The 26,894-nt window shown below is 64.3% G+C and carries 22 protein-coding genes and 1 tRNA gene; 14 read left to right on the top strand and 9 right to left on the bottom strand.

Features of this window, described 5'->3' with window-relative positions; all coding sequences use genetic code 11:
• The first annotated feature begins 14 nt into the window (after positions 1-14).
• Entirely contained in the window at positions 15-2,240 is a 2,226-nt protein-coding gene (locus F4827_RS10300) for a TonB-dependent siderophore receptor (RefSeq protein ID WP_183723947.1), read from the top strand.
• A gap of 137 nt (positions 2,241-2,377) precedes the next feature.
• Here F4827_RS10300 and F4827_RS10295 read toward each other — a convergent pair whose 3' ends face one another.
• On the bottom strand, positions 2,378-3,292 hold the full coding sequence (locus F4827_RS10295; protein WP_183724045.1) for a LysR family transcriptional regulator: 915 nt from the start codon (positions 3,290-3,292) through the stop codon (positions 2,378-2,380).
• 110 nt (positions 3,293-3,402) lie between these two features.
• Between F4827_RS10295 and F4827_RS10290 the strand changes: the two genes are divergently transcribed.
• On the top strand, positions 3,403-4,257 hold the full coding sequence (locus tag F4827_RS10290) for an NmrA family NAD(P)-binding protein (protein ID WP_183723948.1): 855 nt from the start codon (positions 3,403-3,405) through the stop codon (positions 4,255-4,257).
• 448 nt (positions 4,258-4,705) lie between these two features.
• Here F4827_RS10290 and F4827_RS10285 read toward each other — a convergent pair whose 3' ends face one another.
• On the bottom strand, positions 4,706-5,170 hold the full coding sequence (locus F4827_RS10285; protein ID WP_183723949.1) for an Lrp/AsnC family transcriptional regulator: 465 nt from the start codon (positions 5,168-5,170) through the stop codon (positions 4,706-4,708).
• Positions 5,171-5,264: 94 nt separating this feature from the next.
• On the opposite strand from F4827_RS10285, the gene F4827_RS10280 reads away from it, so the two are divergent.
• The 4 genes from F4827_RS10280 (at position 5,265) to F4827_RS10265 (ending at position 7,261) form a co-directional block, all read left to right on the top strand.
• On the top strand, positions 5,265-5,897 hold the full coding sequence (locus F4827_RS10280) for a LysE/ArgO family amino acid transporter (RefSeq protein WP_183723950.1): 633 nt from the start codon (positions 5,265-5,267) through the stop codon (positions 5,895-5,897).
• 105 nt (positions 5,898-6,002) lie between these two features.
• Positions 6,003-6,080 (top strand) — tRNA-Gln (locus F4827_RS10275).
• A gap of 151 nt (positions 6,081-6,231) precedes the next feature.
• Positions 6,232-6,660, top strand: a complete 429-nt coding sequence (locus tag F4827_RS10270) for a hypothetical protein (RefSeq protein ID WP_184123804.1) — start codon at positions 6,232-6,234, stop codon at positions 6,658-6,660.
• A gap of 166 nt (positions 6,661-6,826) precedes the next feature.
• Positions 6,827-7,261, top strand: a complete 435-nt coding sequence (locus F4827_RS10265) for a MarR family winged helix-turn-helix transcriptional regulator (protein WP_183724046.1) — start codon at positions 6,827-6,829, stop codon at positions 7,259-7,261.
• Positions 7,262-7,288: 27 nt separating this feature from the next.
• Here the strand turns inward: F4827_RS10265 and F4827_RS10260 are convergent, their stop codons facing one another.
• A complete protein-coding gene (locus F4827_RS10260; RefSeq protein WP_183723952.1) occupies positions 7,289-8,065 on the bottom strand; it encodes an enoyl-CoA hydratase in 777 nt (258 codons plus the stop codon).
• 152 nt (positions 8,066-8,217) lie between these two features.
• Here F4827_RS10260 and F4827_RS10255 point away from each other — a divergent pair, with 152 nt between their 5' ends.
• Positions 8,218-8,514 carry a YciI family protein gene (locus F4827_RS10255; RefSeq protein WP_183723953.1) on the top strand — a complete coding sequence of 99 codons (297 nt, stop codon included), beginning with the start codon at positions 8,218-8,220 and terminating at the stop codon, positions 8,512-8,514.
• 316 nt (positions 8,515-8,830) lie between these two features.
• Positions 8,831-10,585, top strand: a complete 1,755-nt coding sequence (locus F4827_RS10250; RefSeq protein ID WP_260175107.1) for a bifunctional diguanylate cyclase/phosphodiesterase — start codon at positions 8,831-8,833, stop codon at positions 10,583-10,585.
• Positions 10,586-10,610: 25 nt separating this feature from the next.
• Here F4827_RS10250 and F4827_RS10245 read toward each other — a convergent pair whose 3' ends face one another.
• The 3 genes from F4827_RS10245 to F4827_RS10235 all read right to left on the bottom strand — a co-directional run bounded on the left by F4827_RS10245 (position 10,611) and on the right by F4827_RS10235 (position 14,347).
• Entirely contained in the window at positions 10,611-11,399 is a 789-nt protein-coding gene (locus tag F4827_RS10245; RefSeq protein WP_183723955.1) for an FRG domain-containing protein, read from the bottom strand.
• A 127-nt stretch (positions 11,400-11,526) separates the two neighbouring features.
• The gene (locus tag F4827_RS10240) at positions 11,527-12,852 is read right to left on the bottom strand and encodes an MFS transporter (RefSeq protein WP_183723956.1); all 1,326 of its coding nucleotides are present in this window, start codon (positions 12,850-12,852) and stop codon (positions 11,527-11,529) included.
• 40 nt (positions 12,853-12,892) lie between these two features.
• The gene (locus F4827_RS10235; protein ID WP_183723957.1) at positions 12,893-14,347 is read right to left on the bottom strand and encodes a M20 family metallopeptidase; all 1,455 of its coding nucleotides are present in this window, start codon (positions 14,345-14,347) and stop codon (positions 12,893-12,895) included.
• A 159-nt stretch (positions 14,348-14,506) separates the two neighbouring features.
• On the opposite strand from F4827_RS10235, the gene F4827_RS10230 reads away from it, so the two are divergent.
• Both F4827_RS10230 and F4827_RS10225 read left to right on the top strand, forming a co-directional pair.
• On the top strand, positions 14,507-15,433 hold the full coding sequence (locus tag F4827_RS10230) for a LysR family transcriptional regulator (protein ID WP_183723958.1): 927 nt from the start codon (positions 14,507-14,509) through the stop codon (positions 15,431-15,433).
• Between the two features lie 230 nt (positions 15,434-15,663).
• On the top strand, positions 15,664-17,445 hold the full coding sequence (locus tag F4827_RS10225) for a methyl-accepting chemotaxis protein (protein ID WP_183723959.1): 1,782 nt from the start codon (positions 15,664-15,666) through the stop codon (positions 17,443-17,445).
• 99 nt (positions 17,446-17,544) lie between these two features.
• Here the strand turns inward: F4827_RS10225 and F4827_RS10220 are convergent, their stop codons facing one another.
• Entirely contained in the window at positions 17,545-18,507 is a 963-nt protein-coding gene (locus F4827_RS10220; RefSeq protein ID WP_183723960.1) for a response regulator, read from the bottom strand.
• A 423-nt stretch (positions 18,508-18,930) separates the two neighbouring features.
• Between F4827_RS10220 and F4827_RS10215 the strand changes: the two genes are divergently transcribed.
• The gene (locus F4827_RS10215) at positions 18,931-19,428 is read left to right on the top strand and encodes a thioesterase family protein (RefSeq protein WP_183723961.1); all 498 of its coding nucleotides are present in this window, start codon (positions 18,931-18,933) and stop codon (positions 19,426-19,428) included.
• Between the two features lie 66 nt (positions 19,429-19,494).
• Here F4827_RS10215 and F4827_RS10210 read toward each other — a convergent pair whose 3' ends face one another.
• Positions 19,495-20,952 carry a sensor histidine kinase gene (locus tag F4827_RS10210; RefSeq protein WP_183723962.1) on the bottom strand — a complete coding sequence of 486 codons (1,458 nt, stop codon included), beginning with the start codon at positions 20,950-20,952 and terminating at the stop codon, positions 19,495-19,497.
• Between the two features lie 427 nt (positions 20,953-21,379).
• Entirely contained in the window at positions 21,380-22,369 is a 990-nt protein-coding gene (locus F4827_RS10205; protein ID WP_183723963.1) for a GlxA family transcriptional regulator, read from the bottom strand.
• 150 nt (positions 22,370-22,519) lie between these two features.
• On the opposite strand from F4827_RS10205, the gene F4827_RS10200 reads away from it, so the two are divergent.
• From F4827_RS10200 to F4827_RS10190, 3 genes are all read left to right on the top strand, one after another.
• On the top strand, positions 22,520-23,167 hold the full coding sequence (locus F4827_RS10200; RefSeq protein ID WP_167054682.1) for an HD domain-containing protein: 648 nt from the start codon (positions 22,520-22,522) through the stop codon (positions 23,165-23,167).
• Positions 23,168-23,375: 208 nt separating this feature from the next.
• Entirely contained in the window at positions 23,376-25,169 is a 1,794-nt protein-coding gene (locus F4827_RS10195) for a diguanylate cyclase (RefSeq protein WP_183723964.1), read from the top strand.
• Positions 25,170-25,319: 150 nt separating this feature from the next.
• Entirely contained in the window at positions 25,320-26,888 is a 1,569-nt protein-coding gene (locus tag F4827_RS10190; protein ID WP_183723965.1) for an EAL domain-containing protein, read from the top strand.
• The last annotated feature ends 6 nt before the right edge of the window (positions 26,889-26,894 follow it).

The following is a 26,894-nucleotide window of genomic DNA, read 5'->3' as shown; positions in this document are numbered from 1 at the left end:
GAGAGCAAGCAAGGATGGAATGGGCAACCAGCACGCGCATGCGCGCGATTTCTGCCGCTGCGGGCATAACGTTCTACGTGGCGTCGGGTCACGCGTGGGCGCAGATGGATGCGCGGCAAGACGCAAGTCCGGACAAGAAGTCCCTGCCGCAGGCATCGGGTGAGGCCAACCCCAGCAGCGAGACCCTGCCCGCAGTTTCGGTTTCGGCCAATGCCGGCAAGGACGCGGCCGTCGGCCTGGTCGGCCGCCGCAGCGCATCCGGGACGAAAACGGACACGCCCATCAACGAAATCCCGCAGACGATCAACATCGTCACGGCCGAGCAGATCGAGATGACGCGCGCCACCGACATCAATCAGGCGCTGCGCTACGTGCCGGGTTTTTCCACCTATAGTTCGGACAACCGTTCCGACTGGTATTCCGCCCTGCGCGGCTTCACGCCCACGCTCTTCGTCGACGGTCTCTCGGTGCCCAACACGATCAACCTCGCGAGCTGGCGCGTCGACCCGTACATGATCGAAAGCCTGAGCGTGCTTCGCGGACCCACCTCGGTCCTTTACGGGCAAGGCGATCCAGGCGCTATCGTCGATGTACAAAGCAAGCTCGCCAATGGCGAGCGCATTCGCGAAATGGAAGTGCAGATCGGCAATTTCGCGCGCAAGCAGATCGCTTTCGATATCGGCGACAAGATCGACAAGGACGGCACGCTCTCCTGGCGCGTGGTCGGCGTCGCCCGTGACGGCAACGCGCAGATGGGGCCGAACGCCGATCAGCGAGTGGCGCTCTCGCCCTCCATCAAATGGCAGCCGGATGCCGCCACGTCATTCACGCTCTACGCGACCTACCTGCAGGACTGGACCGATACGGCAAGCAATTTCCTGCCCGCGAGTGGCACAGTGCAGCCCAATCCGAACGGCGTGATCTCGAACAATCTCTACGTGGGGGATCCGGACTTCGACCGCTACGGCAAGCGCCAGGCATCAATCGGCTACCAGTTCGAGCATCAGTTCAACAGCGTGTGGACGGTGCGCCAGAATGCGCGCTTCATGCATCTTTCTACCGACGACTGGTCGGTGTACGGCGGCGGCCTGGACGATGCCGACCCGACCATGGCATCGCTCACGCGCTACGCCGGCATCTTCCAGTTCAACTACAACCGTTTTGACATTGATAATCAGGCGCAGGCGAAATTCAGAACCGGCGAACTTGACCACACCGTGCTGGCCGGTTTCGAATACAACCGGCAGACGACGACCGACAGCGAGCAGCTCGCACTCGCGCCGGACCTGAATCTGTTCAATCCCGTCTACACACCGGTTACCGCCGCGATCTTCTCTTCACCCAACGCGTATCCACGGACCGACGTCAAAAGTTCAATGGACGCGTTCGGTGTCTACCTGCAGGATCAGATCAAATGGCGACGCTGGGTGTTCACGCTCGGCGGCCGCCAGGACTGGTCGATCGCGACGCAAAACGACCTGATCGGCGGCACCCGGCAAACGCAGGCCGATCACGCGTTCAGCGGGCGCGTCGGCGTGACGTTCCTCGGCGACTACGGTCTCTCGCCGTATGTCAGCTACTCGACCTCGTTCAACCCGCTGCTCGGCGTGAATATGGCTAACGGTTCGCTTCCCGAGCCCACGCGCGGACGTCAGGTTGAACTCGGCCTGCGTTGGCAGCCGCCCGGCAAGAATCTGATGCTCAACGCCGCGATCTATCAGATCAACCAGACCAACGTCGCCACGCCGAACCTCAACGACCCGACGCTGAGCACCTATGTGCAGACTGGCGAAGTGCGTTCGCGTGGGTTCGAGTTCAGCGCCGTGGGCAAGCTGACGAACAACCTGTCGATCATTGCGGCTTACGTCTATCAGGACGTGAAGAACGTAAAGGCCAACGATGAAACGCTGAACAAATGGCCGGTGGATATTCCGCGGCCGCGGCAGATGGCATCGCTCTGGGCGGACTGGACCTGGCATACCGGCGTGATCGCCGGGCTGGGCTTTGGCATGGGCGTGCGCTATCAAAGCTCGGTTGCGGGCGCAGCGGATAATTCCATCACTGTGCCGAGCTATACGCTCTACGACGCAGCCGTTCACTACGATACGCGCGACTGGCGCTTCGCGATCAACGCGACGAACATCTTCGATCGCCGCTACGTCGGTGGCTGTCAGTCGTCCGCCGTGTGCATCTACGGCAATCCGCGCACGGTCATCGCCTCAGCACGCTATAACTGGTAAGAACGGTCCGGTGATCTGGCGCAGTGCGGCCGGATCACCGTCACTCAGAAGCTGTTGCGAACCTGGTTAAACAAAGGCTTGAGACGCGTCCCGCAAATCAAGGCACACGGTCGTTCAAGCCGGTGCGAAAGTGACTGTCACCGACTGGCCGTCAACGAGACCACAAAATCCAGGAAGGCCCGCGTTTTTGCAGGCGGATGGTGCCGCGACGGGTACAGCGCATACAGCGGGAAGCGCTCGTCGGGCCAGTCCGGAAAGAGGTCCACCAGCTGCCCCTCGGCTAGCATCGCTTCAGCTCCAAGTTCCATGATCTGCGCAATTCCATAACCGGCCAGGCAAGCGCTCTGCATCGTGCCCACATCGTTGACGATGAGTCTGCCGACGGTTTTCACGGCGAGCTTCCTGCGTTTACGATGAAACTCCCATGTGAACGGCCGCCCCGTCTCCGGATCCCGGAATTCAATGCAGGTGTGGGTATCGCCAGCGAGCTCGGTGGGTTTCAGCGGCCGACCGATCCGTTTGATGTATGACGGCGAGGCTACTGTCACTATGCGCGTGTCCAGCAAGCGCCGCGCGACGAGGCTGGAGGCTTGAGGCTCGCCAAAGCGGACCGCAAGATCAAACCCATCGGCCACCATGTCGCCCAGCTGATCGCGCGTGATCAGGTCGAGTTGCAGATCCGGGTAGCTTTCGAGGAACGCTCCCAGGCCCGGCCCCAGAATGAGCCGCGAAAAGAACGGGTCGATGTTGACCCGCAGCCGCCCACGCACCGCGGTTGCTCCGGCGGACGCGGTGGCAGCCGCATCTTCCAGGCCAGCCAACAGCGGCATCACCCGCTCGTAGAAACGGCGCCCCTCGTCGGTGAGGGACACAGCGCGCGTCGTCCGGTCAAACAGGCGAATTCCGAGTCTTGCCTCCAGGCGCGCTACGGCGCGGCTCACGCCCGATTGCGACATGCCGAGCACCTCGCCCGCCGCGGCGAAACTGCCTGCATCGACAATGGTCGCGAATACGCTAGTGCCGTTGAGTATGCGTTCGTCAAACCTTTGCATACATGCTCTTTTGTCATTAATTAAATGATATTCATGATATCGCTTAATTTTCTTCGCATCCACACAATGGCATCCATTGCGGCAGTCGCTGCTTCCAATCAGGAGTCTTCATGTTTGCCATTACGGGAATCACAGGTCAGGTAGGCGGTGTCGTCGCACGCACACTGCTGGCCGCCGGTAAGGATGTGCGCGCGGTACTGCGCGACGCCGGCAAGGCGCAGAGTTGGGCGACGCAGGGCTGTGAGCCTGCGCTCGCGCGCATGGACGACACCGACGCGCTGCAGCGCGCGTTCGCCGGCGCCGAAGCTGCATTCGTGGTCCTGCCGCCGAATTTCGATCCCTCACCCGGCTTCACGGAAACCCGCAAGGTCATCACCGCCGTGCGCATCGCATTGGAGCGCGCGCGGCCGGGCCGGCTTGTCTGCATCTCGACCGTCGGCGCGCAAGCGCGCCAGCAGAATCTGCTCAGTCAGCTCGGTATCCTGGAGCAGGAACTGGGCGGTCTGGCGATGCCCGTCACTTTCCTGCGCCCGGCATGGTTCATGGAAAACGCCGCATGGGACGTGGCGGCTGCGCGCGATACGGGTGTCATCCAGGCCTTTCTCCAACCGCTGGATCGGCGGATTCCTATGGTCGCCACGGCCGATGTCGGTCGGGTGGCTGCTGAACTGCTTCAGGAGTCGTGGATCGGCAAGCGCGTCGTCGAACTCGAAGGGCCGCGCCGGGTTTCACCCAACGACATTGCGGCAGCGTTCACGCATCTGCTGGGCCGCTGCGTGCGCGCCGAGGCCGTGCCGCGCGAAACGTGGGAAGCGCTGTTTCGCGCCCAGGGCATGCGCAATCCGCTGCCGCGCATCCAGATGCTCGACGGATTCAATGCTGGCTGGCTCACGTTCGCTCACGAAAGCCGCAAGGGGCGGGTCGAACTCGATACGGTGTTGCGTGCGCTCGTCGAGCGGATGTGATGGACCGGGGCGCAAAGTCTGCACGCTTGCGACTACGAGCGTCTCCGCGATATCGGAAGCATCAAGGCTAGCGATTGCTCGCCGGAGAATTCCAATGTCCAGCCGAGTGGCTTCTCATGGCCGAACGTCGACTCACGCGTATCGCATGATTACGCTGGGGTGCGGCTGTGGGCGTACGACTCGGTGCGCCACGGATCGTGGCGTATGCGTGAGACCCGTTACCGGAGAGCGGTCGCTCGATTCTCTGGCAGGATGTCGAGCTCAATGCCGTGCTCGTCGATTGCACGCTACAGCACGCACGGTTCGCCACGCAGCGTCACGAACATCTCGTCTTGGCGCCACGTTGAACCGGGCTTGCGACGGGCGGCCTTGAACTGAAGGGCGAACCCTCGCGCTGAGTCAGCTTTCGCAAGAACGCGCACTTTGAAACCGCGGCACCACGACCGGCTCAGCGCGCCGCCCCGGGCGCGACCAGACCGCGACGCGCAATCGGCGTCGAAAAGACGATCGAGGTGCGCGTCTCCCCGTAGCCGTTAATCGAGCCGAGGAAGTGCTCCAGCTGTGCGAGGCTGCGCGACACCACGGTCACGATATATGAATCGGCGCCCGCCACATGATGGCATTCCAGCACTTCGGGCGCGCGGCGCAGCTTGTCCAGAAACGCTTTCTTACCCGGCTGCTGCACGGTAACGCCAATGATCGCGCGCACCGGATAGCCAGCCTGCGCCGGATCCAGCTCCGCGCCCACCGAACGGATCACCCCGGCATCCTTCAGGCGCTTGAGACGCTCCACCGTCGCGGGCACCGACAAGCCGGCGGCAAGCGCCAGCGTCTTCAGCGGCGCGCGGCCATCTTCCTGCAGCGCCATGAGCAGCGCCCAGGCTTTGGTATCGAGTTGCAAAGATTCGGTCATGACGCGCTTCAACCTGAAAAATCGAAAACAAAACCGATTTTCGCTGCGGGTTTTGTTCTGTGCAAGCAGGCGTGCTGGCCGGAAAATGTTCGACATGAATATCCTGCCGCCCTCCACTACCCTCGTGCTGTTCGGGCAATCGCTGCTGATCGGGCTGTCGATCGCCGCGCCGGTCGGCCAGATCGGCCTGCTCGCCATTCAGCGCACGCTGGATCATGGCCGCCTTGCCGGGCTGGCCACGGGACTGGGCGCGGCATTCGCCGACGCGGTCTACGGCGCGGTCGGCGCTTATGGCGTCAGCGGTCTGATCGCCTGGCTGCTGCGACTGAAGCCCTGGTTCGGTCTGTTGGGCGGTGCCTTCCTGCTTTGGCTGGCCTGGCGCATCGCCACCCAGCCCGCAGCGCGAAGCGGCGGCGAGCAACCGCCCGCAGGCACGTTGCTGCGCTACGTGGGCAGCACCTTCTTGCTGACGCTGTCGAACCCCACCACCATCCTGTCTTTCATGGCCGTGTTCGGCGCGCTGGCGGGCCACGCGCCGGCGGCATCGCCGTGGGTCATGGTGGCGGGCGTACTAAGCGGATCGGCGCTATGGTGGCTGATCCTGTCCATCGGCGTGGGGCGGCTGCGCCATTGTTTCGACGCCACCTGGCACCGCGCCATCAATCTCTGCTCGGCGGCGCTGCTGGCCGGGCTGGGCGTGTGGCAACTCGGCCAGTTCATCAGATAACCCATCAGGCAAGAGGCAACAGATAACGCATCAGGCGATTGAAGGCTAATTTGAACGAAGCCCTTTTCTCTTTTCCAATCCTCTGTTACGATCACGGCCCTACGTAGGGGAGTCGCCAAGCTGGCCTAAGGCACCGGATTTTGATTCCGGCATTCGAAGGTTCGAATCCTTCTTCCCCTGCCATCACATTCTCCCGGTCCACGGATCGAGCAGCCCGCTTCGGCCTTCGCCGAACATCGCTTTCCCAAGTGCATCAACCGCGAAATACGCTCCGCGATCCGGACCCTGTGGACACGGCACGCCGCCTGCCGCGAGTTGGTACACAATGCCGTCCATGAACTTGCAATCTGCGGATATTCCGATGCTCAATGAAACCGAACTGCGCGAACAGTATGCGCAACTCCAGCAGCGCGCATTGCGCGTGGGCTCGCACGGACAGTCGCGGATCGACCAACTGGCTGCGGCGATGCAGTCGCCTCCGAACGATCGCGCCGACGACTATCTGCGCCCGCTGAAAGGAGCGACTGACGATGCCATGGCGGCCGTCCTCAGCTACCACCGCGCGCTGCCCTTTCTCGAAACGGCGAACTCGCTGATCGAAAGCCTCGCGCAACCGTCCCCCAGCGCCGATGACGAAGAATGGCGCGACCAGTTGCTGTTCCGTCTAGCCGAGGTGCTGGAGGTCGCTGCCGATTTGATCTCGGAAGGCGAAGCGCAACTGGAGCACGGCGCGGGCGTCGAGCTGCCTGGCAGTTTCCTGTAATCGCGACAGAGTTCCATGGAGTCGTTGCGCGTGATCGGCGCGAGCACCACCTGACCTCGCAGATCGCCTCATGGCCGCGTTCGCGTCGCGTGATATTATTCACACGCGAACTAAATATCGAAGCTATCTGCTCTATCGACCCTATCGCCCCCTCCGGCACGCGCTCATGAAGCACCGCCTCGTCTATTTGCTGAACGTTGGACAGCGCCGGCTGCAACGCTGGTCCCAGGAACGCGCGGAGGGCAGCGGTGTGACTGCCGCCCAGGCCGGGCTGCTGTTTTTTCTCGGCGAACACAACGGCGCGTTGATGAGCGAGGCCGCAGCGGCGCTGGATCTGGGTGCGCCGGGCATGAGCGGCCTTGCTGCCCGCACGGAAAAATTGGGCTTGATCGAGCGGCGCGCCGACGAAACCGATGGGCGCGTCTCGCGCCTGTGGCTCACAGAAGCAGGAAGGTCTGCCCGCCAGCGTTCGAAGCTGCGTATGAAAGACCTGAACGCCACGCTGACCGATGGTTTCACGGAAGCGGAAATCGCGATCGTGGCGCGCTGGCTGAGCAGTCTGCAAACAAAATTCCCTCTCGCCGACGATCGCGACGCTTAAGCGCCGCTGCCGCTCACACGTTATCGATCAATGCGCTGAGATGCGCGAAAAATCCGGCTTGCGCTTTTCTGCAAAAGCCGAGAAGGCTTCCCTCGCTTCAGCGCTGCTCAAGCGCTCCTCGAACTTCTCCGTTTCACTGTCCATTTTCGCAATCAGCGTTTGCGCGTTGCGCATGAGCGATTTCATTGCGCCAAGCGAGCCCGCGGGCCTGGTGGCGATTTTTTCGGCAATACGACGCGCTTCGGCGCGTAGCTGATCGCTCGCGCAGATCCTGTTCGCCAGCCCCCAGGCAAGCGCGCTATTGGCATCGATCGGCTCGCCCAGCGCGAACATTTCGAAGGCGCGCACATGGCCCACACGCAGCGGCAGCAGGTAGCTCGACGCCGCCTCGGGTACGAGCGCGAGGTTGGCGAACGGCGTCATCAATTGCGCGTCCGGCGCGAGCAGCACGTAGTCGCAGTGCAGCAGCATGGTTGTGCCGATTCCCACGGCCTTGCCATGAACCGCCGCAACGAGCGGGACCGTCGATTTCGCCAGCGCGCGCAGGAAACGATGCACATGCCGCTCCTCAGGACCCTTTCCCATGGCAATCGCCGCGAACTCGCCCACATCGTTGCCTGCGGTAAAGATGTCGCCGTCCCCTTGCACGAGCAGCACACGGATTGCGCGGTCAGCTTCGGCGCGCTCGATCAGGTCGGCCAGCGTGCCGTACATGCTATTCGTCAGGGCATTCTTTTTGTCCGCCCGGCTCAACGTAATCGTCAACACGCCATTGGCCTGCTCGGCGAGGATTTCCGCATTCATTGCTCTCTCCTGATGGTTTAGTTCGCATGTGAAGTATATAGATGATTCGCATGCGAAGTAAACCGACGAGCAAGTCCGGAGTGAAACCGGGGAACGCTCATCCTGAACACTCCCCGCTACAATCGAAGGCTGTGCCCGCTTATGGAATCCTCATGTACATCGTTTCGCTGACCTATACCGCATCGCTCGAACGTATCGACGACGCGCTGCCCGCCCATCGCGATTTTCTCGATGCGCAGTTCGCGGCCGGACTATTCATCGCGGCAGGTCCCAGGATGCCGCGCGATGGCGGCGTCATCGTCGCGTCGAACATGGAGCGCGAGCGCCTCGATGCGATTCTCGCGAGCGACCCGTTTGCCCAGCAAGGACTCGCCGACTACACCGTCACGCAATTCAAGGCCACGCGTCTCGCGCCAGGCCTCAACCTGCCGCGCCCCGAAGCGCAGTGAGGCTAGCTGAAGGCCGCCTCGAAGGTGGCCTCGAAGGTGGCCTCGAAGGTGGTCTTGAAGGTGGCCTTGACGGCTGCCTGTTACGCCCGCCCGGAGCGTAACGCCACTCAGGATCACGTAACGTAACGCACGCGCATCACACACGGCGCGCGTTACGTAACCCACACTTGCTTACGCTGTCTTTCAAGTCCGTTGCGCACGCATCGGATATGGCATGGCTCCTGCTTCGTCGCTGGCTATAACGACAAGGCGACACGCGCCGCTACGCCCGGCGGCGCGCGGGTTCGCCATGCCATACCATGCGCACAGGACTTCGATGAGCACGCCAAGCGTCTATGAATCGGCCTTTCTCGCCGCGCCGTTTGGCGCTTTCCTGTGCCGGCCCGACGGCGTGTTCGCGCGCGTCAACGCGGCCTACGAGCAGCTGACGGGCTACCGCGAGCAGGATCTGATCGGCCAGTGCAAATTCCTGGCTCTGCACGACCCGGCCGAGCTCGTGCGGCGCGTCGGCCCCTCGCCTGCCACCGGCGCCGGCGCACTCGCCCAGTTTCGCGGCGAGTGGGCCTACGTGCGCCGCAACGGCACGCGCGTGCCGGTCTCGCTCGCCATGGCGCCGCTCACGGGCGCGCTCGAAGCGCGCTATGCAGGGCACTACATCGGCATCGCGGTGGACACCACGCGCCACGCGCGCGCCGAGGCGCGGCTCTGGTACGTCTCGCATCACGACAGCGCGACGCGTCTGCCCAATCGCGAGCTGTTCCTCGAACGGCTCGATCTCTCGCTCGCGCGCGCCCGCCGCAGCGGCGAGCCGCTCACGGTGCTCGTGATCGAAATCGACGATCTGCAGAAGACGCGCGAAGCGCTCGGTCCCGAAGGCGCCGATCTCGCGCTCGAATATGCGGGCGCGCGGCTGCGGCGGCTGGCGCACGCGCAATGCGGCGGCGTGCCCATGGGCTTCATCGGCGGCGACCAGTTCGCGCTGGCCTTGCCGGGCCGCGGCGACGACGCCCCGGAGGTGGCCGAAGCGCTGATCGAAGCCTTCGCACAAGGCGAACAATCGGAGCAGGCACAGCACAACGCGAGCGTGCAGGCACGGCACGGCGCGAAGGTCAATCTGAACATCGGAACAGCGCGGCATCCCGACGACGGCGACGATGCCGCGACGCTCGTGCGGCGCGCGGGGGTGGCCGTTTCCGAGGCGCGCCGCACGGGGCGCGGTCAGGTGTGCCGCTTCGCGCGGGCGCAGGAGCAACGCGCCACCCGGCAACTGGAACTGGAAAACGCACTGCGTCACGCTATCGGTGCGCGCGAGCTATTTCTGCTGTATCAGCCGCGCGTGTCGCTGCAAACGGGCGCGATCATGCAATCCGAAGCGCTGCTGCGCTGGCGCCATCCCGTACATGGTCTCGTGAGTCCGGGCGAATTCATCCCGATCGCCGAAGAGGCGGCGCTGATCGACACCATTGGCGCGTGGGTCATGAACACGGCCTGCCGCGAGACCGGCCAGTTGCAGCGCCTCGCGCACACGCTGCCGAAGGTGGCCGTGAACGTCTCGCCGCAACAGTTCGTCAATCCGCAATTCGCCGGGCAGATCGAAGCGGCGCTGGAGCGCGCCGCGCTCGCACCCGATCAACTGGAGATCGAAATCACGGAAAGCATGCTGTTTGCCGATGCGGGCCGCACCGTGCGGACGCTGCAGGCGCTGCGCGCGCTAGGTATCGAGGTGGCGGTGGACGATTTCGGTACGGGTTATTCGAATCTCGCATGGCTCGCGAGCCTGCCGCTCAATCGGCTCAAGATCGACCGCTCTTTCGTGGCGAAGATGGAAACGGATCCGCGCAGCGAAGCACTGGTCGGTGCAATCATTTCGATGGCGCACGCGCTGGAACTGAAGGTCACGGCCGAAGGCATCGAGACCGCTGCGCAGGCCCGACGTCTGCGCGAACTGGGTTGTGACGAGGCCCAGGGCTTCTGGTTTTCAAGGCCGGTTTCGTTGCAGACCTTGCGTACGCTGATTGCGCCCGTGCCCTACCTGCTCACGGGCGGGACTTACGGGACTTGCGAAGCTTGAGCGGCATCGAAACGCAATGCGCCACTCACTGCGACTGCATCATCCCCGACCAGACGATTTCCAGTTCCACCGCAATCGAGCGTGCAAGACCGTCCAGCCCCGGAAACAGCGAGGCATTGGTGATATTCATCCGATACAGCCATTTCATCGCGTCCATGCGCAGGCTCGCGGGCAGCACGATCTGGTGCAGCAGTTCCTCGTGGGTGTCGTAGCCGTCCAGGATCGCCTGCAGGGGTTTGTCGATCACGCCCGGCACCACGAAGGTGCCCGACTGCGCGACCAGACGGTCGTCCATCTCGGAGGGCTCGCCGGACCAGAGAATTTCATTCGTATTGCAGAAGAAATAGCGTTCGAAGTGACCGGGCGCGCGTGGGTCGATCACATCGCGCGTCAGCGCGGGATCGGTTTTCGGGCGTGCGCGATTGTTCCATAGCGCAGGCGTGTTGAGCGCGTAGACGGCGGCGTCGCCGGTCGCGCGTTCGAGTGCGAAAAACGCCGCCACAAATGGGCTCTTGGTGAAATCGAGCAGACGCGTGGGCGCGCCGTGGTGCTGCATCAGCGCGAGGCAGCGCAGGTCGTCGGCGAGGATGTCGGGATGGGCGAGGAAGTTGTGCGCCTTGCGACGGAACACGCGGATCGCGCGCTCCTCGCGTGCGCGCCACTGGCTATGATCGTCCACATAATCGCGCATATAACGCGAGAGCGAGCTTTCCAGCCGCCATTGGGCGTTTTGCTGCCCGCGAAACGCCCAGCCGTCGAGCTGAGTCGTCAGCTCCATGAACTGGTTCCAGTCGGTGAGTCGGGTGGTCTGCATGCGTAGGTCTCCTGGCTGCGGCACGCGGGCGTTGTTGCGCCCCGCGCGCCGCATTTACGTCAGACAAACTATCACACCGACCGTTACGCCGTGAAGTCCACGCTTACGGTCCCGTGCGCAACCCGCTTCAGGCAGCGACGCGGCGCGCGCGCGCCTCGACCGGCACACGGCTCACCCACGCCAGCGCCGCGAGGCTGATCATCGCCGTGAGGATGAGGTAGTAGCTGGGCGCGCTCTTGTCTCCGGTTGCGCCCAGCAGCCAGGTGACGATGGCGGGCGTGAACCCGCCGAACACCGTCACGCCCACGTTGTAGCCAATCGCCATGCCCGTGGCTCGCGTGGCGGCGGGAAAGATTTCCGCCATCAAGGCCGGCAGCGCGCCAAAGTAGATCGACTTGAGCAGCGCAAGCCATGCGATCAGCACGAACAGCGGCATCGCGCCAGCCTGCGAAGTCTGCGAGCTCACCCACACGAAGCCGGGGTACGCCGTGAGCGCGAACAGCAGCGCGACCCACGTCATCTGGCGGCGGCGTCCGATGCGATCGGAGAGATGGCCCGCGAACGGCGTGACCACGGTGAGGATCACGCCGCCCACCATCGTCGCGGCGAAGCCGGTGGCCGCGCCCAGATGCAGGTCGCGCATCGCGAAGGTCGGCACGTATTGCAGCAGATAATTCACGGCGGTCGAAACCGTCAGCAGTCCGATCGATGTGAGCACGAGCTGCTTCTGGCGGACGAATACCTCGCGCACGGGCGAATCGGTGCGCGCAGCCAGCGTGAAGTCTTCCGCGTCTTCGATAAAGCGGCGCAGATAGAGGCCCACCGGACCGATCAGCAAGCCGAAGAAGAACGGCAGACGCCAGCCCCAAGCGGCCAGATCGGCGGCCGGCATGGCTTTGGCAAGACCGTAGCCGAACGAAGCCGCAAGCAGCGTGGCCAGCCCTTGCGTCGCGAACTGCCAGCTTGCGATAAAGCCGCGCCGGTGCGGGGCGTGTTCGATCAGCATCGCCGTCGATGCGCCAAACTCGCCGCCCGCCGAAAAACCCTGGATCAGGCGTGCCGCCAGCACGGCCAGCGGTGCCGCCATGCCGATACTCGCGTAGTCGGGCACCAGCGCGATGATCGCCGTGCCTAGCATCATCAGGCTCACGGAAAGCATCAACGCCGCCTTGCGGCCGCGCTTGTCGGCATACGCTCCCAGCACCATGCCGCCGAGCGGACGCACCAGATACGACGCGCCGAACGCGCCGAAGGTCAGCAGCAGCGAGGCCGTTTCGCTTGCGGCCGGAAAGAAGTGCTTGCCGATAAACACCGCGAAAAAGCCGTAAATCGCGATGTCGAACCATTCGAGCGCGTTGCCCGCCGACGTGGCGACGACGATCTGCGTCAGGCTGGGCCGCGGCTTCTTATGCTGCGCTGGGGTGGCCGGAGGGGTGGCCGGTGTCGTGGTCATAGTGGTCTTCCTCGCAGGCGTGTTGTACCGGCGTGCGTGATTAACGTTGGGCGGCAAGGCGCGCGGCATCGGCGCCCAGGTCGTACCAGAGGCCCGCCATCACGGCGAGCGCTTCGCGCGCCACGCTGCCCAGCAGATGCTCGTTGGGCGCGTGCTGCGCGCAGGCCGGATACGAATGCGGCACCCACAGCGTGGGCAGGCCCAGTGTGTGGGCGAACACGTCGTTGGGTACGGTGCCGCCCAGATTCGGCAGCAGCGCGGGCTTCTTGCCCGTGGTGTCGCGCAGCGAGGCGAGCGCCCAGCGCACCCAGGCGTCGTCGGGGTCGAGGCGCGTGGCGGCTGCGGTCTGCTTCACCTGCACCTGCACTTCCTTGAAGCCGTGCTGCGCGAAGTGCGCCTGCAGATGCTCGCCCACGCGCGTGTAGTCGGTGCCCACCACGAAACGCAGCTGGCAGGTCGCCTGCGCGCGCGGCGGGATCGCGTTGACGGGCGCATCGGGATTGCCGGCCTTGAACGCCAGCACTTCCAGCGTGTTCCAGCCGATCACGCGCTCCGTGGGTGTGAGACCCGGCTCGCCCCAATCGGCATCGATTTCGGGCGCGCTTTCGTCGCCGCCCAGTTCGATATCGGCGAGCGCGGCGCGCACGCTTGCGGGGATCGGCGGCGGACGCAGACCTTGGACGGCAATCGCGCCGTGGCGGTCCACGAGGCTGGCGATCGCGTGCGAAAGCACGATGGCCGGATTACGCAGCGCGCCGCCCCAGTTGCCCGAATGATGCGCGCCTTCGCGCAAGTCGACGCGTAGTTCGAACGTCACGCCGCCGCGCGAGCCAAGAAAGAGCGTCGGGCGCTGAGCGCTCACGCGCGGGCCGTCGGAGGCGATAAAGACGTCGGCGGCAAGCGCCTCGCGCTGCGCCGCACACACTTCGTTCAGGCCCGGCGAGCCGATTTCCTCGCCGGTCTCGAAGATCACCTTGACGTTGTAGCCCAGCTTGCCATCGCGCTGCGCCAGCACCGCCGCGAGCGCCGCGAAATTCACCGAATGCTGGCCCTTGTTGTCCGCCGTGCCGCGGCCGTACCAGCGGTCGCCCTCCACGCGCACTTCCCAGGGCTTGAGGCCGTCGCGCCATTGCTCGTCATAGCCGCGCACCACGTCGCCGTGGCCATAGGTCAGCACGGTCGGCAGCGCGGGATCTTCGATGCGTTCGGCGATCAGGAACGGCGCGCGTGCGTTGACCGGATTCGCGGCCACGCGGCTCGTAAAACCCAGCGCCGCGAGGGCGGGCGCGATCTCGTCGCTGAGATAGGCGGCGAGTGCATCGGCCTGCGCCGGGTTCTGGCTTTCCGAGCGAAACGCCACGCGGCGTTCGAGCTCGCGCAGGAAGTCGCCGCTATCGAAGTGTGCAAGCGCGGCGGCGATGGCCTGCCGGCGCGGCGCGGCGTCAGCCTGAGGGCCGGGTCGTACGGGGGTTTCAGTGGTTTCAGGCGCGCTCATCCAGGGCTCCATTCGTCTTGTGATTCGTCTTGTGTCGTGCAGATGCTGCGGAATGAACCCAGTCTAGGAACGCCAAAAATTCGCAACAATTTCAAATTTTGCGGATAGCATTGCCAAAATGGCAACGCACCGGCACCACTTCCAGGAGTGTTCAACACCATGCTGCACGGCATCGCCCTGCGTTATTTCATCGAAGTCGCGCGCACCGGCTCGCTCGCCGCGGCCTCGCAAACGCTACATGTAGCGGTTTCGGCCATCAGCCGGCAGATCGCCAAGCTGGAAGAGGACGTGGGCACGCCGCTGTTCGAGCGCATGCCGCGCGGCATGGTGCTGACCGAATCGGGCGAGCGCCTGGCCGCTCACGCGCGCCGCTCGCTGTTGGAAGGCGATGCGGTGCTCGCGGAAATCGCCGCCAGCAAGGCGCTGGGGCGCGGCATCGTGCGCGTGGGCTGCACCGAGGGCTTCACGCGCTCGTTCCTGCCAGGCGTGCTCGCGCGCCATCACGCCGCCGTGCCGCACGTGCATTTCATGCTGCGCTCGGGCACGCCAGCGCAGGTCGAGCATTGGGTGGCGTCCGGCGAAGTCGATCTGGGACTGTCGTTCTCGGGCGGAGACCCGGCTAAGGTGAGCGTGGAATACAGCGCCGAGGCGAGCGTCTGCGCCCTGCTCGACGCGGCGCATCCACTCGCCGGGCACGACGCACTCACGCTTGCGGATCTGGCCGCTTATCCGGTCGCGCTGCTCGAACCCGGCAACACGGCGCGGCAGTTGATCGACGCGTGTTGCGCGCGCCAGGGGATCGAGTTGAACGCGATTCTCACCAGCAATAATTCGAGCGCGCTGCATGCGTTCGCCGCCCTCGCGGGGGCGATCACGCTGGGCAGCAGGCTCTCGCTCGCGGGACTGGTCGCACGCGCCGATGATTTCGCCCTGGTCGCTCGCCCCATCGACGAACCGGAGTTGCGGCAGCGCCGCCTCTTTGTGACGACGATGCGCGAGCGGCGTTTGTCTTCGGCCATCGAGAGTGTGCTGAAGGCGCTAATCGAAGCGATTGAAGCGTCGGCGCTGGGCGGCGACGAGGGTTGAACCGGGGCGCACAATAGGTCCGTCGTTGTGTGCGCAACGATCTTGGCCAATTCATCCGACGAATCCAGCGAAATACCTGCGCAATTAATCCTGACCGATTGCGCCACCCACACCTTCAGTTCCCCTCGTCACGCGCCGATAAACATGGCAGCAAAGGTGGCAACGTCGCGCCTTGCGCCATCAAACGTGGCTTGCCGCACACGGCTGCCTGCTCGGAGGAAACGAAGAACGTGAAGCGACTGTCGTTGAATCAAAAGGCGTGGAGCATCGTCGCGCTGGTGTGGATCGCCCTCGTGGTGCTGGTCGTGGTCAATGCGGCGATGACGCGCCTGGGCATGCTCGACGATCGAAAGAGCATGCTCGCGCAGGAAACGCAAACCGCGCTGGGTATGATTGGCTTTTATCAGAAGGAGGCTTCGCAAGGTCATCTTTCCGCCGACGATGCGAAGCGTCAGGCCATCGCCGCGCTGCGCGGCCTGCGTTATGGCGCGGACCAGAGCGGCTATTTCGGCATTTACGACAGCGCCGCCACCGCGCTGCTGGTGCCGCCCAAGCCCGAGCTCGAAGGCAAGAGTCAGGCAGGCATGGTCGACTCGAACGGCACGCATATCGCGCTGGAAATCGTCAAGAGTTCGTCGCCGGGCGGCAATCACTTCAGCAGCTATGTATGGCCGAAGCCGGGCCACAGCAGCCCGGTCGAGAAGATCAGCTACGCCGATGCCGTGCCCGACTGGGACTGGCACCTCTTCACTGGCGTCTATGTAGACGATATCGACGCGGCCTTCTACGGCGCGCTGATGCGCAATCTCGCGCTGGTCGCGCTGGTGGGCGCGGCGATCACGCTCGGCATGTTCTGGCTGATTCGCAGCATCCGCACGAGTCTTGGCGGCGAGCCCGACTATGCGGCCGATATCTGCGAGCGCATCGCGGCAGGCGATCTCACCGCGCAGGTGCGCGTCGGCGCTGGCGACGGCCGCAGCCTGCTCCATGCGATGAGCCAGATGCAGCGGCAGCTTGTCGATACGGTGCAGCGTATCCAGACCTCGGCGGAATCGATCACGACGGGCGCGCATCAGATTGCCGCGGGCAATCGCGATCTGTCGCAACGCACCGAAGAACAGGCCGCCTCGCTCGAAGAAACCGCCGCGAGCATGGAGCAGTTCACCGCCGCCGTGAAGCACAACACCGACAACGCGCGCCAGGGCAATACGCTGGCCGTCAATGCGTCGGATGTGGCCGCGCGCGGCGGCGAAGTGGTGCGCCGCGTGGTGACGACGATGCATGGCATTGCTCAGACCTCGGAGCGCGTCGAGCAGATCATCGGCGTAATCGACGGCATCGCGTTCCAGACCAATATTCTGGCGCTCAACGCGGCGGTCGAAGCCGCGCGCGCAGGCGAACAGGGCCGTGGCTTCGCGGTGGTGGCAGGCGAGGTACGCACGCTCGCGCAACGCAGCGCAAGCGCCGCCAAGGAGATCAAGGATCTGATCGGGCAATCGGTAACGCAGGTGGCGGAAGGCTCGAAACTCGTCGACGAAGCGGGCGCGACCATCGACGAAGTGGTGCAATCCGCGCGGCGCGTGGCCGATCTGATGGGTGAGATCGCCGCCGCATCGGAAGAGCAGCACACGGGCATCGAACAGGTCAACCGCGCCGTCGCGCAGATGGATGAGGTGACGCAGCAGAATGCGGCGCTGGTGGAAGAAGCGTCGGCGGCAGCTCAGTCGATGGCGACGCAGTCGGGTGGTCTGCGCGAGGTGGTGTCGGTGTTCCGTATCGGCTCCCAGCAGCCCACGCCCGTGCAGACCGACACGTTGCGTCAGGCGCGGGCGCTAAAGCCCGCAGCGCTCAAGCAGGAAAAGCGCGCTGCACCCGCCCGACAATCCACGCTGAAATCCGCGTCGAAATCCACGCCAGGATCGGCACCCAGGCCCGTTCCGAAGTCGGCCGCGCAAGCGCCCTCGCCCGCACTCGCGACGGCAGGCGGCGATCAGGATTGGGAAACGTTCTGACGCGCGAAATGAGCGAATGAGCGAATCAAAAAAGGGCGCCCTCGGGTGCCCGCGGGTGCCTTTTCCTGCTTCGACGAACGGATCCGGCTTGAGAAAATATCAGGCCGCTTGTTGCGAGCGCAACCACTGCGCATAGGTGACGAATTCCGGCGCGAGTTCGACGCCTTCGATGCGCGTCCAGCTCGTATAGATATCCTGCGAACCCGGCACCTGCTGCGGCACCGCAAATTCCACGCGCGCCATGCCGGGCCGGTACGCTTCGTTGGGCCAGAACACCGGCATGATGCGGCGTCCTTCCATCTCGTCGCGCAAGGCGGCGGGGCCGCCCTCGTCGGTCACCACATCGCACTGTGCGTCCCAGTCATGCGCGTCCCAGGCGAGGAACACGCCGGCATGGCCTTGCGCGTCGAAGGTCAGCACCGCGTTCTGCTCGGGCCGCCAGTAGTATTCGACGATGCGCTCGCGCTGCGCGAGCGTTTGCAGCACGTCGATCGTGCGGCGGTCCGCGTAGACCGCGCCCACTCCATGCACGCCGATATGGCCATGCTGCGCGCAGAACTTCTGCTGCGCGTTGGCGAGCGCCTGCGCAAGCTTGCGCGTCATGGCCGGGTCCGACTTCTTGACATAGAAGTGAATCAGCCCGGCGTTGAAGGCGTCCACCGCGTGCGACTCATCGGCGGTGCCGGTGAGCAGGATGCGCGTGCAATTGGCGTCCTTTACCGTTGCGAGAAACTCCAGTCCATCCTGGCCGGGCATGTCGTAGTCCACCACGATGGCGGCCACATCCTCGAAGCGCGCGGCGTTGGCCAGCGCATCCTGGCCGAGCGCATTGCCGCCCTTCTTTTCGAATTCCGACCACGCCGCGCCCGACATGGGGCTATGGCGCGCGCCGCGCTGGCTCGCGCTTTCAATGAACGCGCGCGCCTCGTCCTGCGCGGTGAAGAAATGGTGCGTGGGCGCATTCGGGAAAAGGCCGCGCAATGCGTGAAGAAAATCCGCACTGTCGTCGAGAAAAACCACGGATACGGGGTAGAAAACCGGCTGCCTGACGATCGAACTCATGTATATGCCTCGGTGCTAGCGACTGCCTGCAAAACGATTGACCCTCTAGGGCGACGAATGACCCGCCTGGCGGGTTCCAGCAAGGGTTCACACAAACCGCATCGCAACGCCATCGCTGCCAGATTATGCGGCCTCATGCCAGGCTCGGCAACCGGTGCGCCACGGCTGTTGTATGCGCCTGAACGCTTCGCGCACGGCCCGCGAACGCGTGAACCCCATGCGAATTTCATACGCGATCTGCGTTCAATTTATGCGCAATACATGCGCATTTCACGCGAAATCGTTTGCGCGCACGTCTTGTGCCGATAACTGCCGAGCACGATTCTGGCGGCCAGGCAACACGCACAGAATTGGGGGCATGTCTTCGTCCACAGAAGGCATGCGCGGCCCCGCCAGCGGCCACTTTCATCTGGAGTTCAGGCAATGAACGCACGTGAATCGATCCCCGCAGTTCTCTCCCGTGGCGCCAACGGCTTTTCCGACGAAATCCTGGAAGCCACGCCTTCCAAAACTTTTCATCACGTTATCGACATCTATCTCAAGGACTCCAATGCCTTCATGAATACGTATTTCGCCCGTTATTTCGAGTGGCAGGGCATTTGCCGCGAGCGCTGGTTCCACGAATGTATTCATAACAATCTGCTCGCGGCAGGCGGCGTCTTCGTCACGAAGCGCGCGCATCAGGAATATGTGCAAGAGACGTTTCCGTTCCAGCGCGTCGATTGCTATCTGAACACTTTCCAGGTGCGGCAATGCTCGGCCTATCTCCTGTTCCGTTTTTGCGTGGATGGGCGTCCCGTCTCGCTCGGTTACCAGCAGATTCTTTTTGCCGGTACCGACAAGCGGATTCGCCGCTTCCCGCCGGGAATCATCGAGCGCGTCAAGGAATACGAAATCGTGCTGCCTGCCGCCGCCCGTTAAAGCGGCCATGGGTACGCCAATCAAAGGGGTGATAGCGATTAACCGAGGGCCGTAGCCGGCACCGCTTCAACCCGCGTAGTCCTGCCCCGCCGTCCAGCGGCGGGGCTTAGCCTGCCCATCGTGCAGCGCGCGATCCGCCGATGAACCCGGCTCCGGCAGATAGAGCGTAAAGGTCGTGGCCACGTCCGGCACCGATTCACACGCGATCGCCCCGCCCAGCGCATCGGCCACGCGGCGGCAGAACGCCAGCCCCATGCCCGAGCCCTTGCCATGCGACTTGGTCGAATAGAACGGCTCGAAGATGCGCGGCAGCACATTGGGCGCGATGCCAGGCCCGGTGTCGGTGAAGCGCAGCACGCAATAGCCGCCCTCGCTCGCCGTATCGATTTTCACGCGTCCGCCACCGCCCGCGTGAATCGCATAGAGCGCATTCTTCAGCAGGTTGAACAGCACGAACACCACCAGCGAATCCGAGCCGGAAAAGCACAGTTGAGGATCGATCGGCTGCACCTGAACCAGTTCGCGCTCGCCGGTGCGAAACGGAAAGCGTTCGAGCGCCGCATTCACGCACGAGCGGATCGGATAGGCCTCGAAGCTGCGCCGGTCGAGACGGTCGAGCGTAAACGACGCAAGCGACATTTCGACCACGGTGCTGGTGCTGTCGACCTGACGCCGGATCGAGGTGGCCAGCGACGACAGCCGCTCCGACTGGCCCGGATAAAGCCCGTCCACGCAAAGCTGGTGCTGCACGGCAAGCTGGTATCCGCGCATGAGTTCGGGCAGCACGTTGCCGATCTCCTCGGCGTGCATGCCGATGGCGGCGAGCGGCGTGGCAACCTCGTGCGCCACGGTCGCGGCGATCAGGTACGGGCGCATCAGGCCATAGCGCACGACGGTGACGGCGAGAATCCCCAGGCTCACGGCGATGAACGCGGCGCCCACGGGATAGAACGCAACGCCATAGTTGACCGCGTAATCGGTGGCGGAGACGCTGTAGATCGCGAGACTCAACAGACATAGATCGAGCAGACGGCGGCGGTCGCGCGCCTGGGTCTGGCCGCGCGCCACGAACAGCAGCCAGCCGCTGCGCAGGGCGAGCAGCACCGTCTGCGCGACGTGCACGGGATGCAGCAATCCCGCGTGCGGATATTTGCCAAAGAAGAACGAGCCGTAGCCTGACACCACCTCGTCGCTTGCGATCAGCAGCATGGCGAGCACGGCGCTCACGCCGTACGACGCCAGCAGAAAAGGCCGCTCGCTGCGCCGCGCGGAGACTTCGATATTGAAGTGATAGTAGGTGGTGGGCAGAAACAGGATGAACAGATAGCCGAACTTGACGAGTATCCCGGCCAGCTCCGTATCGTTGGTCTGGAACAGAAATGCCCAGGTGCCCTGCCAGACGAAGGTGGTCGCGCACATGAGCGCGAACGGCACCGAAAGGCGCGAGACGCCTTCCGTCAGGAGTACGTACACGCCAAATCCAAGAAACAAGGCGGATACGAACGCGGGCAAGATCGAATACATAGTGTGTCGCGTGGATTCTTGTTTTCACGGCCCGGCGCGTGGCGGCGGCGCGGCGGCTCTCCCTGCTGGTCTGCGGCGAATCTGCGGCACCCGTGCGCCGGACCGCCGGACCGCCGGATCGCCTGCGCAACCTTCGCGCCCATGCGGCGCGGGCTACGGTGTCACGCGCCGCGCGCCCCAAACCAGGGCATCCCCGTGCGGCCTTCACTTCGTTTCGTCGCTTTTTGCTTCGGCTTTACTTCGACGTTTTTTGCTCAGAGGTTGGACTACGCATGCCGTCTGCATCGTGTGAACGGACGTGCGAATCCATGGGCGCGATTATCGCCGGGATCGACGTTGGCTGTTCGGAAATCTGCCCACTAATTACGCTTTCATGCGCAACGAATCTGGGGCACGGCAATCGCAAGACGCAATCCGCATACCGCGGCTAGGCAGGCGTTTGCGCCGCGCCGCCAAAACGCCGCCGATACTCGGCCGGCGACACGCCAACGTGCTTGAGAAAAGCGCGCCGCAAGGTATCCGCGTTTGCAAACCCGCAGCGCGCCGCCACGCGTTTGGGCGCTTCGGCCTCGGTCTCCAGCAGCGCGCGCGCCGCATCGACGCGCACGGCCTCCACCCAGGCCGCAGGCGTGAGGCCCACTTCGGCCTGAAAGAGGCGCGCGAAATGGCGCGGGCTCAAGCCCACGCGTTCGGCCAGATCCGGCACCCGATGCGCGAGCGCCGGATTGGCGGCCACCCAGCGCTGTACCTCCTGGAGCGCCGAGCGCCCCGCCGGGCGCGTTTCGCCCTTGCGGCTGAACTGCAACTGGCCGCCGGGGCGCTTGAAAAACATCACCAGCTGGCTCGCCACCTGCATGGCGATCTCGCGGCCCAGATCTTCCTCGACGAGCGCCAGCGCCAGATCGAGCCCCGCCGTCACGCCCGCCGCCGTGCGCAGCTTGCCGTCGCGCACATAAAGCGAATCCGCTTCGATCGAGACCGTCGGGCAGGCCTGCGCCAGCGCCTCCACCGATGCCCAGTGCGTAGTGAGCCTGCGCCGGTCCAGCAGGCCGCTGGCGGCCAGCGCGAATGCACCCGTGCAGACCGAGCCGAAGCGCCGCGCGCGCCCCGCCGTGGCGCGCAGCCAGTCGATCACGCGCGGCGTCAGCTGGCTGGTGGCTGCGTCCGGCGCGCCCGCCACCAGCAGCGTGTCGATGCGCTCCTGGGCGCGCTCGGGCGACGGCTTGCCGGCCACCTCGTCGGGCAGCAGACGCACGCCGGACGAACTGCGGATCGGCCCCGGGCGGCAGGCGATCACGCGCAAGTCGTAGACGGTGCGCCCGGCTTCGATATTCGCCTGCGCAAACACGTCGAGCGGACCGCTGACATCGAGCAGTTGCACGCCCGGCAGCGCAAGGATGGCGATGATTTTTGGCATGGGGTCAGGCTCCGGCGGGTGCTCGATCGCGTGCATCACGGCATGCGTCCGGATCACGCGCGAAATGGCAGAATTCGACGTACTCAGTCAATAGTAGACAATGCTAGCACAGGCCAGAATGGATTCATTCCCCCCCGACGGAGTCCTTCCATGAGCCTCGATCTTTCCGCCATCGCCCCCCGCATTCCCGATAGCCAGCTCGCCCGCGAGATCACCGAATTCGTGCGCGATACTGAATCGCCGCTGCTGTTCCATCATTCGAGCCGCGTCTATTATTTCGGCGCGCTGGCCGGTCAGCATCGCGGCCTGAAGTTCGATCCCGAACTGCTCTACGCGGGCGCGATGTTCCATGATGTCGGCCTGATGCATTCGCACAGCAGCGAGCACGAACGCTTCGAAGTGGACGGCGCCAACGCCGCTCGCGACTTCCTGCGCGCACGCGGCATCGCCCAGCATGACCTCGACCTCGTATGGACGGCGATTGCGCTTCACACCACACCTGGTATTCCTCAGCATATGCATCCCGTGATCGCGTTGGTGACGGCGGGCGTGGAGATGGATGTGCTGGGCCTGACGTATCACGAGTATAGCGACGCGGAACGCGAGGCTGTGGTGCACGCGCACCCTCGCTCGGAGCATTTCAAGGAAGACATCATTCAGGCCTTCTACGACGGCATCCACCATAAGCCCGCCACGACCTTCGGCAACGTCAAGGCCGATGTGCTCGCCGACAAGGATCCGCATTTCCACGCCGGCAACTTCTGCAGCGTGATTCGCCATTCGGCGTGGAAGGCTTGAGCGCAGGCTTGAGCACTGATGCGCAGGCAACGTAAAAAGCGCGCCGGCTCTTGCCTGGCGCGAAAAGAACCGCCTGCCGACGTTGAGCGAGTGCGTCGCGCTCGCGTGGAGCGGGCCAGCCCGCGCTCGCCTCATGACGCGCAATGCTATTCTTGCGCCGATACCCGGACGCCGCGCAGCGGCATCACCTGGAGGCTCTGCCGAAACCATGCAGCGCAGCGTAAAGGGCACGGCGGCCCACACGCGCCCCGACCGTTTTTCCGGCATCGTCATGAAGCGGCCGCGTCTGGTGGTGACGCTATGCTTTATCGGCGCGATGCTGCTGTTGATCGCAGTGGGCCTGCGCCAGTTGTACAACATGACGCGCAACGACCTGCACAGCCGTCAGCGCGATCTCGAAGTGCGCGCCGTGGGCGTGGATGCGCTGATCGAAGCCGAACGCCGCCGTCTGATGTTTCTGCGTAATTTCGCCGAGCATCAACTCAGCGCTCACGAGCAGCCTTCGCCCGCCGAACAAACCGCCGTCATGAAGGCGCTGGCCGCCTCGACCCAACCGGTCTGGCACATTGCCGGCGCGCTCGACGGCCCGAACGTGTACGGCACCAACGCCGCGGGTCTCGCAGGACTCGAAGGCTTTCAGCGCGACAGCGCCACGCTGCCCGGCGACATCGCACTCGCCCGCGCGATCAGCCCGCTGGTGCAGATCAGCCAGCACGCCGACGCCGTGCAGAGCACGGTCGCTTTCATCTCGTCCAACGGTCTTTTCGTGATCGCCCCGGAAAATCAAGGCCGCACGGTGCCCGAACTGCTGCGTCGCTTCAGCACCATGAATTACTATCGCGGCCAGTTGCCCGCAAGCAATCCCGCGCGCGACGTGCTCTGGACGCCGGTTTATACGGGCTTGCAGAAGGGAGAATCGATCTCGACGCTCAGCGCACCCATCTATGCCGGCAATCATTTTCGCGGCGCGGTGGTGATGGACATTACGCAGTCGCGTCTGCTGTCGCTGCAGCTGTCTTCCGGCCAAACCGACGACGACGACGAAAACAACGTCATTGAATTCGGGCTTCTGAACAGTAATGGCCACGTCGTCTATTTCCGCAACGGCGCGCTCACCGAACAGCCTCCGGCTGGCTTCAACGCCGCTCTGCTTCGGATCGCGCAAACCTCGGCCGACCGCTGGATGCAGAAGGGCTCCGGCTATGTCGAGCATCGCGGCACCTATCTGCTCTACCAGCGCGTGGGTCAGACGCACTGGATGCTGCTCGCGCCTACCGACAACACGGAACTCACGCTCGCCGCCGCGCGGCGCGTCTTCAACAGTCCCGTAATTGCGGCGTGGGTCGTGCTGATCCTGCTGCTGATGGGCACGCTGCGCATCGTGACAAATATCTTCAGCCATTATGTCGAGGCGAGCGAACGGCTCGAAATGCTTGCACGCAGCGACCCGCTCACGGGTCTCGCGAACCGGCGGCGTTTCAAGGAGGCCTTCGCGCAGGCGCTCGAACGCGCTGAACGTGCTGAACGTGCCGACCACAATTCGAACGATGAAGGCACGCAAGCCACGCCCGCCCGCATGGCCGTGCTGATGCTCGACATCGACTTCTTCAAGCGCGTGAACGACCGCTACGGTCATGCAGCCGGCGACCGCGTGCTGTCGATCTTCGCGCATCTGCTGCATGCCAACCTGCGCAGCGTGGATCTGCCCGCGCGCGTGGGCGGCGAGGAATTCGCGGCGCTGTTGCCCGATGCCGATCTCGCGAGCGCCGCCGCCGTGGCAGAGCGCGTGCGCAGCGCCGTAGAAGCGCACGCGCGCGACAGCCGTGCGAGCGCAGGCAGCGCGGATGCGATTGCATTCACCGTGTCGATCGGCGTGGCCGCCAGCCCCGAAGACGGCGCGGCCGACTATGAAGCGCTCATGCAGGTTGCCGACCGGCGTCTCTACCTTGCCAAGGAAAGCGGGCGCAATCGCGTGGTGCATGCCGATCCGCAGAAGCACTGAGTCCATCGCGCGTGGTTTCATGCGCAACGGATGACGCCGCCTTCGCCGCTGCACACCCCCGGCCCGACGCAGCGCCAAAGGCGTTAACATCGGCGTGCCCTTCACCTGCGCGCGCCCTTAACTATCGTCAATCACCGCCTGAATAGCGGCATGAAAAGCCGATTGTCCCTGCTGGCCACCTTCTGCCTCGTCGCGCCAGTCGTTTGCGCGGCGCTTGCGGCGATCGTCTGGGCCGCCGACACCGTGGTCGAGCAACACCAGCGCGCGCAGATCGACGAATTTTCGCGCCGTGCACTCGTACGTGCCGAACTCGTGACCGCCGATGCCGAAGCCGCCCTGCGCACGCTCACGACCGACAACAATACGCCCTGCACGCCCGACCATCTGCAGGCGATGCGGCACGTGGAAGAGCAATACCGCTATGTCCGCAACGTTGCGTGGACAGACGGCGAAACGATTCGCTGCTCGACGTTGCACGGCCTGACTGCGAGCGCACTGCCGCCTGCGCAATGGAACTACAACAACGGCTTCAGCGCGTGGTCCACGGAAAGCGGCAAACGCGGCAATGAAACGCGCATGCTCAATATCCGCTACGGCAGCCATATCGTCGTGGTCGATCCGCGTTTCTATCTGGATATCGTGCCGCTCGACGACACCATCGAACTCGCGCTGTTCGAATCGCTCGAAGGCGCGATCGTCACCAGCTGGCCGCGCGCGGACGCGGCGCTCATGCGCGCCGCGCTTTACCGCGAGCCCGCCGTGAGTTTCCACGAGCAGCGCTATTACGTGGTGATTCGCTCGCAACGCTATCCGCTTGCCGTGGTCGCCTACGAACCTTCGGATCGCGTACGTCCCGACTTCGCCGCGCAGTTCAGATTTTTCCTCGCGCCCGCGCTGCTTGCGAGCGCGCTGGGCACCTGGCTCATCCTGCGCTGGCGCCGCAAGTTGCGCACGCCGCGCCATGTCTTGCTCGAAGGCATCCGCCAGCGCCAGTTCACCGCGTGGTTCCAGCCGCTCGTCGATTTGCGCACGGGCCGCTGCGTCGGCGCGGAAGCGCTGGTGCGCTGGACGCTCGCGGACGGCACCGTGATCGCGCCCGACACCTTCATTCCGATGGCGGAATTGCTCGGCATGATCCAGCCGATCACCGATCTCGTGATCGAGTCCGTGTTCGCGGGCGCGGGCAACCTGCTCGTGCGGCGCCGCGATCTGCACATCTCGATCAACCTCACGCGCGACGATTTGATTTCCTCGCGCTTCCTGCACACGCTAAAGGCCTGCTTCGCGAAGCATGATGTGCGCGCGGAACAGATCTGGTTCGAATGCATCGAGCGCGCATTTATCGACGCCCAGCAACTCGGGCCGGTTTTGCAGAGCTATCGCGACGCGGGCCACAAGGTCTTCATCGACGATTTCGGTACGGGATATTCGAGCCTCGCCTATCTGCACGCGCTGCCCGTGGACGGCATCAAGATCGACAAGTCCTTTATCAATGCGCTGACCTCGGGTTCGGAGGTCAATGCGATCGTGCCGCACATCATCGGCATCGCGCACGAACTGAAGCTGGCGATGGTCGCGGAGGGCGTGGAGATCGAGGCGCAGGCCGCGTATCTGCGCGAGCATGGCGTGCAGTTCGCGCAGGGCTGGCTCTATGCGAAGGCCATGCCGGCGGCGCAGTTCGTGCGCTGGGTCGAGCAGAATGCCGTAAATGCAGCGTAAAAATCG

The sequence above is a fragment of the Paraburkholderia bannensis genome, from assembly GCF_014200455.1.
Taxonomy (GTDB): Bacteria; Pseudomonadota; Gammaproteobacteria; order Burkholderiales; family Burkholderiaceae; genus Paraburkholderia; species Paraburkholderia bannensis_A.
Note: the sequence above shows the minus strand (reverse complement) of the source record. Positions and strands in the feature narration are given on the sequence as shown.

Coding starts and splice junctions, on each gene's coding strand:
- F4827_RS10215 (WP_183723961.1), top strand. CDS start 18,931: ATGAACGCACGTGAATCGATCCCCGCAGTTCTCTCCCGTGGCGCCAAC.
- F4827_RS10255 (WP_183723953.1), top strand. CDS start 8,218: ATGTACATCGTTTCGCTGACCTATACCGCATCGCTCGAACGTATCGAC.
- F4827_RS10205 (WP_183723963.1), bottom strand. CDS start 22,369: ATGCCAAAAATCATCGCCATCCTTGCGCTGCCGGGCGTGCAACTGCTC.
- F4827_RS10245 (WP_183723955.1), bottom strand. CDS start 11,399: ATGCAGACCACCCGACTCACCGACTGGAACCAGTTCATGGAGCTGACG.
- F4827_RS10265 (WP_183724046.1), top strand. CDS start 6,827: ATGAAGCACCGCCTCGTCTATTTGCTGAACGTTGGACAGCGCCGGCTG.
- F4827_RS10250 (WP_260175107.1), top strand. CDS start 8,831: ATGAGCACGCCAAGCGTCTATGAATCGGCCTTTCTCGCCGCGCCGTTT.
- F4827_RS10190 (WP_183723965.1), top strand. CDS start 25,320: ATGAAAAGCCGATTGTCCCTGCTGGCCACCTTCTGCCTCGTCGCGCCA.
- F4827_RS10240 (WP_183723956.1), bottom strand. CDS start 12,852: ATGACCACGACACCGGCCACCCCTCCGGCCACCCCAGCGCAGCATAAG.
- F4827_RS10200 (WP_167054682.1), top strand. CDS start 22,520: ATGAGCCTCGATCTTTCCGCCATCGCCCCCCGCATTCCCGATAGCCAG.
- F4827_RS10210 (WP_183723962.1), bottom strand. CDS start 20,952: ATGTATTCGATCTTGCCCGCGTTCGTATCCGCCTTGTTTCTTGGATTT.
- F4827_RS10260 (WP_183723952.1), bottom strand. CDS start 8,065: ATGAATGCGGAAATCCTCGCCGAGCAGGCCAATGGCGTGTTGACGATT.
- F4827_RS10280 (WP_183723950.1), top strand. CDS start 5,265: ATGAATATCCTGCCGCCCTCCACTACCCTCGTGCTGTTCGGGCAATCG.
- F4827_RS10270 (WP_184123804.1), top strand. CDS start 6,232: ATGAACTTGCAATCTGCGGATATTCCGATGCTCAATGAAACCGAACTG.
- F4827_RS10285 (WP_183723949.1), bottom strand. CDS start 5,170: ATGACCGAATCTTTGCAACTCGATACCAAAGCCTGGGCGCTGCTCATG.
- F4827_RS10195 (WP_183723964.1), top strand. CDS start 23,376: ATGCAGCGCAGCGTAAAGGGCACGGCGGCCCACACGCGCCCCGACCGT.
- F4827_RS10230 (WP_183723958.1), top strand. CDS start 14,507: ATGCTGCACGGCATCGCCCTGCGTTATTTCATCGAAGTCGCGCGCACC.
- F4827_RS10295 (WP_183724045.1), bottom strand. CDS start 3,292: ATGCAAAGGTTTGACGAACGCATACTCAACGGCACTAGCGTATTCGCG.
- F4827_RS10290 (WP_183723948.1), top strand. CDS start 3,403: ATGTTTGCCATTACGGGAATCACAGGTCAGGTAGGCGGTGTCGTCGCA.
- F4827_RS10300 (WP_183723947.1), top strand. CDS start 15: ATGGAATGGGCAACCAGCACGCGCATGCGCGCGATTTCTGCCGCTGCG.
- F4827_RS10235 (WP_183723957.1), bottom strand. CDS start 14,347: ATGAGCGCGCCTGAAACCACTGAAACCCCCGTACGACCCGGCCCTCAG.
- F4827_RS10220 (WP_183723960.1), bottom strand. CDS start 18,507: ATGAGTTCGATCGTCAGGCAGCCGGTTTTCTACCCCGTATCCGTGGTT.